The following is a 12,721-nucleotide window of genomic DNA, read 5'->3' on the forward strand; positions in this document are numbered from 1 at the left end:
TTGAAGTGGAAGCGATCGGCGCGGCGGTTGGTCCGTCCCGTCGAAAGAAGAGAGGCGAGCGTTAGCGTAGCTCGCTCTCTTCTTCTTTAGAAGAATAGCCCCGGGTGCAGCCCCAGGCCGTAGCACCACTTGTGAAAAAGTGGGGCTTAGGTGCGGGGTGGTGCCGGACCAAAAACCAGTGGTGCCCGTGGTGGTGCGGCAGGTGGTTTTCAGGTAATCAAATAGGTTAAGCGACGGGTGCATAATGGACTCCTTTCCAGGTCTTGGAGGCGTGGCAGAATTCAATGATGCCGCGCTCCGGTTGGCGGATGTTGTGAAAAACCGAGGTGGCGCGGGATGGGTCTTTACCGGCATCGCCCAGCTTTTTGGCGATATAGGCGATCACCTCGCTGGTCTCGGGGTCTTTGCCGTTTTGCATCGGCGGCATATCCGAAAACAACGCACGGTAACTGCCGGTGAGCATGACCGGTGCCCGTGTGCCTGATGACGGCTTATGGTCCCGGCCTTGGATCGCTTTGGGGTCGGCGGCGATGCGCTGGAAGTGCTGGGCCGCCCACTGGATCACAAACTCCGGTTGGGGCGGCAAGTCGCGCAGGATCGGCGTCACGGTGAACGCATCGGGCTGATCGTGTGGCGTCATGATGAGGAGCGCATCGGGATCGCGGCCGAAGACCGACGCACCGGCGACCCGGTCGATGGCGTCTCGGCCGGTGAGGTTGCCTTTGGGAAAGTGCGCGGCGATGAGGACGGCGGCGCTGGTGTCGTGTGCCAGCTTTTCGAGCTCGTTGAGGACCTGGGCCATCTCGGTGTTCGAGTTCTCTTCCCGGTCGCCGTAGGTTTTGTAGATCGGGTCGATGATGATGAGTTCGGCACCGATGCGGGCGGCTTGCTTGCGGATGCGCGTGGCCAGTCCGGTGATTTCGTTGTCCTTGCCGCGCCGGTTCCAGACGTGAAAGCGGGCGTTGGTTGATGGGTCGTAACCTCGGGCGGTGCAGACGATGCGCAGGCGCTTGCGGTAGCTGAACCGGGCGATCTCTAAGTTAACGTAGATGACAGCGGAGGCGCGGGTTTGGAATCCGCACCACGGTTGCCCAAACGCCACCGAGAGGGCGAGGTCGGTCAGGTTCCATGTTTTGCGGCTCTTGGACGGACCGGCGATGATCATCTTGGCCCCACGGAATAAGATGCCCTCGATAATCTGCGGCGGATCCGCCTCGTTTTCGGCGCAAAAGTTGGCGAGACCGTCGATGTCGCGGGCGTCTTCATACTGGGCTTCCCAGTCGGCGAATGAGGCCGCGCCCAGGTTCACGGCGATGAGGCGTTGCACGCCGTCGTTGCGCAGGCCACCGGGACAACGGGAAAAGCGCGAAGGGTTTTTGTTGGCCTTGTCGATCTGGAAGCCGGGCAAAGACGCCCACACTTTCTCGCGGCGGGCGTGGTATTCCTCGCGGTTCTTGGCGTCGATCCGCACCCACGCGTGCACCGAGTTGCCGGCTGAGTCGATCAGGGCGGCGATGGGTAAACCGGAGGCACGGAGCTGGCGCTCCTGCTCTGGCTTCGGGATGACGTCGCTCTCAACCAGCACGTGACGCAGGGCGGTGACATCTTCGTCGGTGCCCTCGGCGCCGTGGCGCACTGGATTGATGCGGATGAAAAGGCCGTGATGCCCACTGAACACGTGGGCGATGCCACCGCGCGAGGAGGCGCGTTCGATCCACGCGTCGCGGGTGAGGATGTTAACGCCGCCGTTTTCAGGGATGGCGCGCTCGGCTTCGGGATGCATCGCGCCAGGGGCGATGGAGAGGACGTCGGCAGGCTCGAAACAGGCGCGGAGGAAGGTGCCGAAGGAGTCGGATTCGGAATGACCAATGTCCAATGACGAATGACCAATGGGCGGAGAGGAGGAATGAGTGGACATGGACGATCGGGGGGATGAGGGGCCGGAGGTGGAGCGGGCCAAGTGGCCGCGGCCTTCGGTGGGTGATGCGGCGCGGTCGGCGTCGGTCAGTTTGTGGGCGAGGTCAGGCTCGGACCACGGGGGCGAGCATCGGGCGTTGTACTCGGCAAAAAGCGGGGCGGCATCGGCCACCCCTAGGCCGAAGCCCTGCACCAAGGTGCAGGCAACGGCGAAGGTCTGGTCGTGGCCATGCTGCCCCGATACGGCGGGCGGCATTTTGGCTAGATAACGCCGGGCGCGCTCGATCAGGTCGAGCGGCCAGGCGCTGGCGGAGGGCGAGGTGTAGCGCAGGGACATTATGCAGCCCTCCGGGTTGGCTGGTTTTTGAACCGATCCGTCATCCACACACCGGCATCCGTGAACGTGACCAGGTCGGGGCGTGGATGACCGTTGCGGCGCAGGCAGGCGACTTGCTTGGGCGTAGCCAAACCAAGGTTACGCCGCGCGAGGATGCGGTCGATTATCGCCGCCGCGTGACCTTTGTCCCGGATGGCGGACGGATCGAGGCCGTTGCGCTCGAGCAAGCTGAGTTGCTTGAACGAGGGCGGCTGGTGGTGCCAGGCCATGGTCGGGGCGTATTCGGCGAGGTCGATTTCGTGCAGGGAGAGCGCGAATTCGACCGGATCGAGCTGGCGCGATGCCCGCTTGGCATTGGCGGCCAGCTCGGTGGCCAACGCGGCTTCGCGCTGGGCCTTGGCGTCGATCTCATCCTCCAACAGGTCGTGCTCCTCGTCGCCGGCCGCCTCCGCTTGGGCGATCATGGCGTCGGCAATCTCCGGGCTGGAGGCCACCAGATGAGCCGGGCGCACGATGGAATGGCGGCCGGTCATCCAGAGGAAGTCCAAGACGAGCAGGTTTTCTTTGCCGGGGTGCAGTCGGGTGCCGCGACCGATGATCTGCGCATATAAGGCACGGACCTTGGTCGGGCGCAGGCAAACCACACACTCCACCGAGGGCTCGTCGAAACCCTCGGTGAGCAGCATGGAGTTGCTGAGAATCTGGAAATCACCGGCGGCGAAACGGGCCAGCAGGTCGGCCCGATCCTCGCTCTGACCGTCGATGTGGGCGGCGGTGAAACCGGCTTCCCGGCAGAGTTCGACGAACTTTTTGGACGTGCGGATCAGCGGTAGGAAGACGAGCGTTTTGCGGTCCCCGATTGACTCGCGCATGGCAGCGACGATTTCGCGCAGGGCGGGCTCGATGACGTCACCCAGGTCGGCGTCGTTGTAGTCACCGGCCACGGTGCGCACGTCGGTGAGGTTAATCTCGACCGGCAGCGTGCGCACGGCGATGCGGGAGAGGTAACCGTCCTCGATGAGTTCGTGCAGACCGACCTCGAAGGCGATGTCCTCAAAATAGGTGCCGAGGTTTTTCTTGTCGCCGCGGTCGGGCGTGGCGGTGACACCCAGCACCTTGGCGTGACCATCAAAGTGCCCGAGCACCCGCTGGTAGCTTTCGGCGAGGGCATGGTGCGCCTCGTCGACCACGACCAAGTTAAAATGGTCGCGGGGCCAACGGCTGAGGCGCTTTTCACCCATCAGGGTTTGCACCGACGCCACCACCACCTGGGCGTCGAGGCTGGCGTGGCGAGTGCCGCATTCGGTTTCGGCGACGATACCGGTGGCGCGGGTGAGCTTGTCGGCGGCCTGACTGAGCAGTTCCTCGCGGTGGGCGAGGATCAGGGTGCGGCCGGGCGCGAACTTTTCGGCCGTGTGGGAAAAGATAACCGTTTTACCGGCGGCGGTGGGGAGAACGGCCAACAGTTTACCGTGCTGGCGAAACTTGCTGAGCACGGCCTCGACGCAGGCCGTTTGGTAGGGGCGGAGATCAAAACGGCTCATTGGCGGCTCCTTCCTTTTTAGCGGCGTTGGCGGGTGCGGTCGGAGCGGTGCGGATGAGCGGCGCGAGCCAGGCATCGATCTTGTTATTCGAGCGACCGTTGTAGTCCTCGACCTTGAGGCGGGCGCGCAGGGTGCGACCGGGCAGATCGGCGGCGTCGAGCTCGACCGGTTCGCCCGGGGCGATAGTTTGCCCGAGGGCGATACGGAAGGTATCGATCTTCCAAGCGGAGGAGGCGGAAGCCACGAGGTAGTCGAACAGCGTGGACGTGGCCCCGTCGGCGGCCTCGGCTTCGAGGGTGAGTTTGATCATGTCCGCGCCGGTGGAGCGCGAAACAGTTTCAGAGGCCTCAAGGATGGTGACCGAATAGTCACCGGCGGGGAGGTGGTAGGCTTTGGGGGCGTCGGCGGAAGAAGTGTATTTCATGGGAATTAGCGGGAGGGTTGGGTAAGGAGGCCGAGCGCGACGGCGCAGCGGCGGGTGAGGCGGAGGTCGTTGGCGAGGTAGTCGAGGGCCCCGGCCGGATCGGTCGCCCACTGGGCGGCGAAATCTGCGCCGTGGCCGGTCTTACGACCGACGCCGAGGAACTGGGCGAGGCGGTCGAGCGAGACGGAGTCCTCGCGGTTACCGCAGCGCCAGCAGTCGAGCAGGTCGCGGCACTGGGCGGGCAGAAACCGGCCGGAAACCAGTTCGGTCGGCACCGGCACGCGGAGGTGCCAGGAGCGGCGGATCAAAAACGGCAGGTCGAAGCGGTTGCTATTAAACCCGATCAGCTCGGCCTGCAGGTAGCCGGTTGGGGCGATCAGTTGCCAAAAGGCGGCGATGTCGGCCGCCTCGTTGTTGGAGGCAAAGAAGCCGATTTCGCCGGTCGCCTCGTTGGTGTAGCCGATCGCGAGCACCCGACCGGTGAGAGCGGAGAGGGCACCGGATTGGAACCACTCGGCCTCTTTTTCGGCGACGTAAGCGCGGATCTTTTCGGGATCCTTCCAGTTGGATGGGGCCTCGAAGTGCGGCACGCACGCGGCGAGTTCCGCGCGGGAGCGCGGGCCGGTTTCGATGTCGAAAATGTAGGTGCTCATCGTGCACCTCCGTTGCTGCGTGAGCCGGCTTTGGCGGCCGTCGAGGTGGACGCCTCGGCGATCTTGTTCATCTGGTCCTGCAGCTTGCCGATGAGTTTGTCGGCCTGGTCGGCGGTGAGTTCGTTCCAGTGCAGGTCGATGCTGTCGCAGCCGATCCAGGCGAAGGCTTTGGCGCGGTCCTCAGGCGTTTTCTTGAGGGTGGTCCAGTAGAGATCGAGTTTATCGACCTGCTCGCGGGTGATTAGGATCACCGGCGCGGAATGGGAGGGCTGGGCGGAAGGGGATTTATGGGACGATGGGGCGGCCGGTGCTGGGACTGGTGCCGGTGCTGGTGCGGCGTGGATGGCGGTGCGGGCGAAAAGCGGCGCGAGCGAAGTGGCGGCGCAAGGGACTTTGTCGTCGAGGCCGTAGCGGTTTTTGGCGTCCCAGGCGGCGGTATGGGTGGTGTGGATGACCCGCTCGCGGCCACCGACGGCGCGCTGCTTGCCGTCCTTTTCGGTGACCTTGGTCACAAAGTTCACAAACAAGAGGGCATCGACCCACTCCTTCACCAAGGCGGCGACCTGCTTGCTCAGTTTCAGCTCAAAGCGGTCGTAGGCGCCGACCGCGTCGGGGGCCTCGAACTTGCGGATCATCGAATGCCCGACGAGGACTACATGAATACCGCGGTCGCGGAGCTTTTCCAGCAGGGCCAAAAAGCGGGCGAACTCCTCGGCCAGGTAGACGTTGCCCTTGCCGTAGCCGAAGTCTTCCAGGCTCTCTTTGTTGGCTTTGCGGCAGACTTCCTCGATGAGGAGCTTTTCGGCCCAGTCGATGGAGTCGATCACTAGGGTTTGAAACCCATGGTCGGCGGCGAGCAGGTGGTTGATGGCGGCGAGCAGCTCGGCCCAGGCGCGGGGCCGGGGGAAACGGGCAACGTCGAGGTGGGCGGAGCCACCCTCGGTATCGAGGAACACCGGTGCGGGGAAACCGGCGGTGAGGGAGGTCTTGCCGACACCCTCGGGCCCGTAAAGGGCGAGACGGGTGGCGCTCGGGATCAGGCCGCGCGTGATGGTCACGGGGGCGGCGGGTTTACTGACGGCGGAAACGGACATGTTTTGGCAAATCGCCAGAGCGCCGGACGGGAGGCATAACCCGGAGCCTCCCATCCGGCTCCGCTGGCGGCGGAGGTTTTGCGGATGTTTTGGGTTACGAGACCACGGGGGTAATTACCCGAATTACCCCGAAAACGGCCCGCGACCGGGGCACAAAAAAGCCGCCTGCGGTGTGCAAGCGGCTTTGGTGTAGCAGGTTAATCTAAATCTGGCGGTTCGTCCGGATCGGCGGCGAGGTCGAGGACGGGGGCTGGGTAATTACCCACCGGCGGGGTAAAACGGGCCGATTGAGGCCGTAATTTGAAAAGCGGCCAGTAACCGAGTACCGGGACGCAACCTGGGGTTTCGTGAAACGGCGAAGTGGCCTTTTCGAAGCCGTAGCTGGACAAGGTCAGAACGCGTTGTAAACCGCTGGCTATTGCTTTCATACGGTAGCGGGAATCGTCATCCCGTTTGCCCGCTTTTTGGGAAATCGGGATGCAACCGTGCTGGGCGGCGAAATTGAGCGCCCGCCACGCCTCGGTTTCGGCGCCGGCCTGCGACTCGAAGCCAAGTTCGGCGCGGGTGTAGGTCCGCTGCGGCGAGCCGGTCATGTGGGCGAGGTTGATTTTGCCGTTGGTCAGCAGTGTCACCACCAGATGCGCCCAGGTGGCCCCGGTTGGCAGGGGGAGCTTTTCCACCACTCGGGCGGGTTCGCGGTCGAGATCGCGCCAGCGCTCGGCCAGTTCGAGGGTGGCGGCCAACCGGTTTTTGCGGTCAATTTCGAGGAAATCGGCCAACACCCCGAGGCGCCCGCCGGCCAGGTTGAGGGCGGTATCCACCGGCTGGAGAGCGTCGTTGGCAGTCGGCACGAAAAAGACCGGGCGCTCGTGCTTTTGGGCGGCGACCCAGGCGACATTTTGGGCGTGGCCGGCCACCGAAGTGGCGAGGGAAACGAAGACCGGGATGCGGCGTTTGGTGGCGGTGCCGAGCCGCCAGAAGGTCGGCGCCACCGCCTCGGCTGGGCCGTCGAGGGTCAGCGTCGAGGCGATGTCGGCCAGGACGGCGGGCAGGTCGATGCGCCAAACCAACCGGTCGGCGGCGGTGATTTCAAAGTGTGGGCAAACCTCGCCGGGCTGCGCGTAGGCAATCAGCCGACCGTCGCTGGATTCGTCGATCCTGTGCAGCCGCCGGCAGGAGCGTTGGGCCTGCCGACAGGGCACCCACCGCGCGGCCCGGCGGGTGTTGACGAGATAGCCGGTCGGCAGGGAAGAAAAGCAGTCCGTGCCGAGGTGGTGGTGCCACTCGGCCGGGACTGCGCAAACCCCCGCCAGCACCGGCAACCGCTCAAGCAACCTCTGCAAGAGTGCATTCGACATCAATGTAGTCGGGAGTTGGCGACGTTTCGCTGAGGATGAAGCCCGCGCTGCGCAGCCATTTTTCGACCAACATACCGTCGTTATCGCGCTTAAAACTAGCCTTGTTCGGGGTCTGCACCGTGACAAAGCGGGTGCGGCGCGAGTGACTGAAGGTCACCGCGAAACAAGCCGCCTGGATGGTGCGGCCGTGGATGACGTTGGCCTCATTCATGGCGTTGCTGGCGAACACATCGTCGGCCCGGTAAAGCACCGACTCGGCCAATTCGCCGCCGAGGTGAACATCGAGCTCGATCAAGGTGATCGATTTGAGCCCAATAATGTCGGTGCACACCAACGACTGTTCGCGGGCGGTGCGGAGTGGTTCGAGGGTGTATTTGTCGGTGTCGGGAAAGGCGTCGGCGTTGTCGAGGAACTGAGAGCCGCAGGCGTGGGTGTAGAGGTCGCAGTCGCGTTTTTTGGCGTGGATACGCACCTCGTTATTTTGCGGGTCGTAGACAATCACGTCGAAGACCTCGCGGCGGAACAGACAACTGTCGGACTCGCCCGGGGCGTCAGCTTTGACGATGCCCTCGCGGACCAACGGGCCGCCGTGGCGGACGATGAAGCGAAGGGTTTCGCTGCCGTCGTTCTCGGGAAACTGGAACACTTTAACGCTCTCCGGCGGGTAGAACGGGGCGAGCAAGGCGGCGATTGTTTCTTGGAACGCGGCCAATTCGACCGCATCGAGCCGACCGGCAGGCAGGTTCAACGAGGTGCGGTAGGAGCGGAAAGTGCGGTTTTCGCGGGCGTAGCGGCGGGCATTGGTGTTCTCGACCAGCTCGGAGTCGATCAGCCAGCGGGACATGACGAAGACGACGTTTTCCAGGTGGCGGTCACGGGTGAACGCTGGGTCGGTCTCGCGGATCGCGTCGACCAAGGCGGCCACGCCGGCCTCGTCGGACATTTCGTCGACCACGAACATGGCCTGGGCGAGACGCTTGTCCGGCATCGAGGCCAGCGGCTTCATCAACGTCGCGTGGAGGGCCCGGTGGTCGAGATTTTCCGGGCTCTCGGGCCAGGCAAACTGCAGGGATTCGAGGAATGCCCGATGCGGCAGGAAAAATCGGTGGAGCAGTGCGGCCGGAATGGAGCGCAGCAGGCCGAGGGAGGTGAACGTGCGAGGATTGTAGTTCGACATGAGGTGGAGGTGCCGCGGGGGAGCGGGCGCGCACCTCGCGATAAGCAGGGAAAACCCGCAAATCCGCGTTGCCGTTAGCCCAGACAACCCCAATGCGGGGATGGGGTGTGAAGCCTTCTCAGCTTGGATCAACCGATTACGCGTTTACGTCGGTTTTATGAACGGTCGCTAAGGGTGCGTAGTTAATTTGCAATTAACTTGGGTTTTGAGGGAACCGGACGCGGGTCTGGGTTACCGTGGTTGCCCAAAAAAGCCCGCCGGTAAGAGCGGGCTGGAGGGGGCGGCACCGGAAAGCGACGCGACGGACTTCGCCTCAGCCGCGGGCGGGGATTTTGAGTTTGGTGCGAATGTGGAGCGAAACCTCGGCGGGGTCGTAATAGACGAAGTGGCCGACGCGGTGGTGGGGGATGCGGCGGAGTTTTGACCATTCGCGCAGGGTGCGGATGGAGGGCTCGCGACCGGCGGGGAAAATTCCGCTGGTGCGCAGGCCGACAATGTCGGTGAGTTGCGCGTGGATCGGCGGTTGAATGCAGGGAGCGGAAACGGCGGGTGGGTTCATACGCTCAAGGCGGGGTGTCAACGTGGCTGCGCAAAAAAGCCCGCACCGGTGACGGTGCGGGCGGTGAACCAAAAACGACACCTGTGTCGTTTTTGGGGAGGGGGGTGGCCTGCGATGCCTACCGACTAGGCTGCAATGGGCAGGGGGCTCGTTTCGGTCGGCGTGATCGTGGCGGTAGCGGCTACGGTGACCGGTGTTGGCAAGATGCCGAAGAACTGCTCGGCCTCGGCAGGGGTTTTGAGGTCGAGGTAGTGCTTGCGGATGATGCTCTCGGAATTACCCGCCTGAATAGCCGCCTCACCGATCGAACGAAACTTGGCCACGTGCATGGAAATGTAGGTGTGGCGGAGGACATCGTGGGTGAGGCTGAACTGGTCGCGGAATTTGGCCCGACGCTTTTGGAAGTCGCCCACGACGATGGGAAATTTGCTCAAGGGATAAGCCCGCAACCAAGCGGCGAGGTTGGGCTGGATGGTGATGCGACGCGGCTCGCGCACCTTGGAGGCGTCGGCCGAGATCGAAATGATGCCGGTGTCGAGGTTCACGTCGGCGGGCCTGATTTTGGTGATTTCGCCGTTGGGCACGCCGGGGCGGATGCCAGCGAACAGGCAAAGGGCGAAATAAGGAACCCAGCGGCCACCCTCGAATTGCTCAAAGTGCGCCATCAGATCACTGGCCTGTTGGGTGGACAGCGTCACGGCCACACCGCGTTTACGGCGAATGCGGTAATGCGGGACTTTTAGGATGATATTTTCGACGATCCACCCCCGCTGAAAGCAGTATTTGAAAAAGGTGGAGACGATGCCGCGGCGGTTGTTGTAGGTCTTCATCGACGGTCGACCACGTTCGAGAAACTCAATCAGGACAGGCATGGTTAACTCGGCAACGGCCCGCTTGGGGAAATGCGCGGCGAAACCTTTCAGGTCCGAGACGATCCTGCTGAGCTGGCACGTGGAAATGTGACCCTGCTCAAACTCGTGAGCCTTCGCCAGGGTATAGTCGCTAATCGCGTCGGCGAGGGGCTTCTGGTGCTCCGGTTCGCGGTAGTTGGACAAAGCAAAATCGATATAAAAGGAAATCGGACGGGGCTTGCCTTCCATACGCCTGAAAAGCGCTTCGGCCTCGTGCAGTTGTTCGTCGGACAAGCGCGTGGCGGTGGTACGAACGCCGGTGGAGGACTGGACAGACTGGATTTCCAGCGTTTGCCGTTCAGCGGAAGCTTCAGCGCGGGACGGAAAGTTTTTTCGAATGCGCTTACCGTCAAGCCAGCCGGTAAGGCGAAAAACGATCTCCCCTGAGGGATTCGTGAACTCGGAAATGACGAACTGCGGTGCCTGGGACATGTAGGATTTGCCACGTCAACTGGCAAATCCGCTGTCTACTTTTACCTCTGAGAGGTAGAAACTGGCGTCCCCACGGGGATTCGAACCCCGGTTATCTCCGTGAAAGGGAGACGTCCTGACCGGGCTAGACGATGGGGACGTTTAGAACGGAGGCCGGACCTTAGAACCCGCTTCCGCTCTTGCAAGGGTAAACTTTCAACCTCTTTTCGCTTTCGCTCCGCCCTCCCCAGGTCTTCTGTCCTCACCTTTCGCCATGACTTCCGCCCAAATCGCCGCCGCCCTGCCCGCCCGCGCCGTCACTTCCATCGACGGCCTCCCGTTCCCGCTCCTCGCCTCGGGCAAGGTCCGCGAAATCTATGACTTGGGCGACGCCCTCCTGCTCATCGCCACCGACCGGCTTTCCGCCTTCGACGTCATCCTGCCCGACGGCATTCCCGGCAAGGGCATCATCCTCACCCAGATGAGCAACTGGTGGTTCGCCCAGACCGCCCACCTTCTGCCCAACCACCTGCTGCCCGACCAAGCTGGCGAATTCGCCCGCCGCGGCATCACCGACCGCGATCTGCAACTGCGCTCCATGATCGTGCGTAAACTCACCCCGCTCACCATCGAGTGCGTGGTGCGCGGCTACCTCGTCGGCAGCGGCTGGTCCGCCTACCAAAAAACCGGCGAGGTCTGCGGCCACCGCCTGCCCACCGGCTTGCGTCAGGCCGATAAATTGCCCCAGCCACTCTTCACCCCCACCACCAAAGCGCCCAAGGGCCAGCACGACGAGGCCATCAATGACGCCCAGGGCGCGGTAGCCGTTGGCGCTGCCCTTTACGAAAAGGTCAAAGCCACTAGCCTCGCCTTGTATCAACTCGGCCACGACCGCGCCCGCGCCGCCGGTATGATTTTGGCCGATACCAAGTTCGAATTCGGCACAGACGCCGCCGGCAACCTCATCCTCATCGACGAGGTGCTCACCCCCGACTCCTCCCGCTACTGGCCGGCCGACGGCTACCGCGTCGATTGCTCACCTCCCAGCTATGACAAGCAGTTCGTCCGCGACCACCTGCTCGCCATCAAGTGGAACCAAACACCTCCTGCCCCCACGCTTCCCGCCGAGGTGATTGCGCGCACTCAGGAAAAATACCTCGCCGCCCTAAAAAACCTGCTCGGTTAACACCCGCCACGGTTACGCCCGCCTCCTTCTTCGCCCAAGCCAACCCAACACCCCTTCCCGCCCATGCCGACAAAATCATCCCTCATTTTCATCGGTACCGACAGCGGCGCCACCACCTCAAAAACCGGTGGGGTCTGGGCCGATGGTTCACCCATATCGACCCAACTGCGCCAGAGCTCCACCAACTCGCAGGACGGCACCGCAGCAACGATTATGGGTTGGGTCGAGGGCGTGGAGGGATTCCTTGCCGACAACCAACTGAGCTGGGACCAAATCGCCGGTGTCGGCCTTGCGTTGCCCGGCCCTTACCAGAGCTACGGGATAATGGATCGGTCGGCCAATCTGCCCACCTCTTTTACCGGCTGGAATTTTTTTGCCGATTACTCCGCCGCCCTCGCCCAAAAGGCCGGGCGCACCCTTCCACTCGTCGTGGGCAACGACGGCGATCTGGGCGGCGTCGGTGAAGCCGCCCGCGCACGCGGCGACCAAAAAGCCGCCGTCGTCCTGCTCGCCCCCGGTTCGGGTCTCGGCACCGCCTACATCGACGCCCGCGGTCTGCCGCTTTCCGGCGACCACTTGGCGGGTATGGAGGCCGGCCATATGCCGGCACCGCTGCACCTGCTGGGGCCAAAACTGGCCGCCGCAGCCCCATTCCGCTGCGGCTGCGGACGCGACTGGGGCTGTATCGAAGCGTACACGACGATCTCCGGCTTGCCCCAGTACCTCGATCTACTGCTGCCCAACTCCCCTGAGCACCCGCTCGCCGCGTCCACCGACAGCCCTAAACACAAGGCGCTTTCCCTGCGTGGGCTCGCGCAAAAAGGGGATGCTCTGGCGCTGGAAATCTTCGACTTGCAGGCCCGCGCTCTAGGGCTTCACGTCGCCAATCTGGCGATGGCCCTCGACCCTGGTTTCGTCGTGATCGGCGGCGGGTTAATCGACCCCGAGAGCACCACAGCGGAATTCCGCGAGCGTTACCTCAACGGCATCAGCCGGGCCGCAGAACCCTACCTGTTTCCATCTCAGCGCCGCTGCATGAAAATCACCGCCGCCTCCCTCGGTGAGCTCTCTCAGGCAATCGGTGCAGCCTTGACCGCGCTCTATACCGCGCAGGCCGCCCAATAAAAAACACCCTGCGCTCACGCGCAAG

General features: G+C 63.3%; 11 protein-coding genes and 1 tRNA gene. 2 read left to right on the plus strand and 10 right to left on the minus strand.

What is annotated here, in order from left to right; translation table 11 throughout:
• Positions 1-226 precede the first annotated feature (226 nt).
• From H2170_14795 to H2170_14840, 10 genes are all read right to left on the minus strand, one after another.
• Entirely contained in the window at positions 227-2,254 is a 2,028-nt protein-coding gene (locus H2170_14795) for an AAA family ATPase (protein ID MCS6301343.1), read from the minus strand.
• The gene (locus H2170_14800; protein MCS6301344.1) at positions 2,254-3,798 is read right to left on the minus strand and encodes a DEAD/DEAH box helicase family protein; all 1,545 of its coding nucleotides are present in this window, start codon (positions 3,796-3,798) and stop codon (positions 2,254-2,256) included. Before H2170_14800 ends, H2170_14795 begins: the two co-directional genes overlap by 1 nt.
• On the minus strand, positions 3,785-4,222 hold the full coding sequence (locus H2170_14805) for a DUF669 domain-containing protein (protein MCS6301345.1): 438 nt from the start codon (positions 4,220-4,222) through the stop codon (positions 3,785-3,787). Before H2170_14805 ends, H2170_14800 begins: the two co-directional genes overlap by 14 nt.
• Positions 4,223-4,227: 5 nt before the next feature.
• Positions 4,228-4,875 (minus strand): ribonuclease H-like domain-containing protein, encoded by a 648-nt coding sequence (locus H2170_14810; protein MCS6301346.1) that lies wholly within the window; start codon positions 4,873-4,875, stop codon positions 4,228-4,230.
• Positions 4,872-5,969 carry an ATP-binding protein gene (locus H2170_14815; protein ID MCS6301347.1) on the minus strand — a complete coding sequence of 366 codons (1,098 nt, stop codon included), beginning with the start codon at positions 5,967-5,969 and terminating at the stop codon, positions 4,872-4,874. Before H2170_14815 ends, H2170_14810 begins: the two co-directional genes overlap by 4 nt.
• Positions 5,970-6,166: 197 nt before the next feature.
• The gene (locus H2170_14820) at positions 6,167-7,327 is read right to left on the minus strand and encodes a hypothetical protein (protein ID MCS6301348.1); all 1,161 of its coding nucleotides are present in this window, start codon (positions 7,325-7,327) and stop codon (positions 6,167-6,169) included.
• Entirely contained in the window at positions 7,296-8,504 is a 1,209-nt protein-coding gene (locus tag H2170_14825) for a hypothetical protein (protein ID MCS6301349.1), read from the minus strand. Before H2170_14825 ends, H2170_14820 begins: the two co-directional genes overlap by 32 nt.
• A gap of 313 nt (positions 8,505-8,817) precedes the next feature.
• Positions 8,818-9,063, minus strand: a complete 246-nt coding sequence (locus tag H2170_14830; GenBank protein MCS6301350.1) for a hypothetical protein — start codon at positions 9,061-9,063, stop codon at positions 8,818-8,820.
• Positions 9,064-9,188: 125 nt separating this feature from the next.
• Positions 9,189-10,406: a site-specific integrase gene (locus tag H2170_14835; GenBank protein MCS6301351.1), complete on the minus strand. Its 1,218-nt coding sequence runs from the start codon at positions 10,404-10,406 to the stop codon at positions 9,189-9,191.
• A 62-nt stretch (positions 10,407-10,468) separates the two neighbouring features.
• Positions 10,469-10,545: transfer RNA gene (locus tag H2170_14840), tRNA-Glu, on the minus strand.
• Between the two features lie 114 nt (positions 10,546-10,659).
• On the opposite strand from H2170_14840, the gene H2170_14845 reads away from it, so the two are divergent.
• Together H2170_14845 and H2170_14850 are read left to right on the plus strand one after the other, a co-directional pair.
• Positions 10,660-11,571 (plus strand): phosphoribosylaminoimidazolesuccinocarboxamide synthase, encoded by a 912-nt coding sequence (locus H2170_14845; protein ID MCS6301352.1) that lies wholly within the window; start codon positions 10,660-10,662, stop codon positions 11,569-11,571.
• Positions 11,572-11,634: 63 nt separating this feature from the next.
• Entirely contained in the window at positions 11,635-12,696 is a 1,062-nt protein-coding gene (locus H2170_14850) for an ROK family protein (protein MCS6301353.1), read from the plus strand.
• Positions 12,697-12,721 lie beyond the last annotated feature (25 nt).

Source organism: Opitutus sp., from assembly GCA_024998815.1.
In the GTDB taxonomy this organism is placed as follows: Bacteria; Verrucomicrobiota; Verrucomicrobiia; order Opitutales; family Opitutaceae; genus Rariglobus.

Coding starts and splice junctions, on each gene's coding strand:
- H2170_14795 (MCS6301343.1), bottom strand. CDS start 2,254: ATGTCCCTGCGCTACACCTCGCCCTCCGCCAGCGCCTGGCCGCTCGAC.
- H2170_14800 (MCS6301344.1), bottom strand. CDS start 3,798: ATGAGCCGTTTTGATCTCCGCCCCTACCAAACGGCCTGCGTCGAGGCC.
- H2170_14805 (MCS6301345.1), bottom strand. CDS start 4,222: ATGAAATACACTTCTTCCGCCGACGCCCCCAAAGCCTACCACCTCCCC.
- H2170_14810 (MCS6301346.1), bottom strand. CDS start 4,875: ATGAGCACCTACATTTTCGACATCGAAACCGGCCCGCGCTCCCGCGCG.
- H2170_14815 (MCS6301347.1), bottom strand. CDS start 5,969: ATGTCCGTTTCCGCCGTCAGTAAACCCGCCGCCCCCGTGACCATCACG.
- H2170_14820 (MCS6301348.1), bottom strand. CDS start 7,327: ATGTCGAATGCACTCTTGCAGAGGTTGCTTGAGCGGTTGCCGGTGCTG.
- H2170_14825 (MCS6301349.1), bottom strand. CDS start 8,504: ATGTCGAACTACAATCCTCGCACGTTCACCTCCCTCGGCCTGCTGCGC.
- H2170_14830 (MCS6301350.1), bottom strand. CDS start 9,063: ATGAACCCACCCGCCGTTTCCGCTCCCTGCATTCAACCGCCGATCCAC.
- H2170_14835 (MCS6301351.1), bottom strand. CDS start 10,406: ATGTCCCAGGCACCGCAGTTCGTCATTTCCGAGTTCACGAATCCCTCA.
- H2170_14845 (MCS6301352.1), top strand. CDS start 10,660: ATGACTTCCGCCCAAATCGCCGCCGCCCTGCCCGCCCGCGCCGTCACT.
- H2170_14850 (MCS6301353.1), top strand. CDS start 11,635: ATGCCGACAAAATCATCCCTCATTTTCATCGGTACCGACAGCGGCGCC.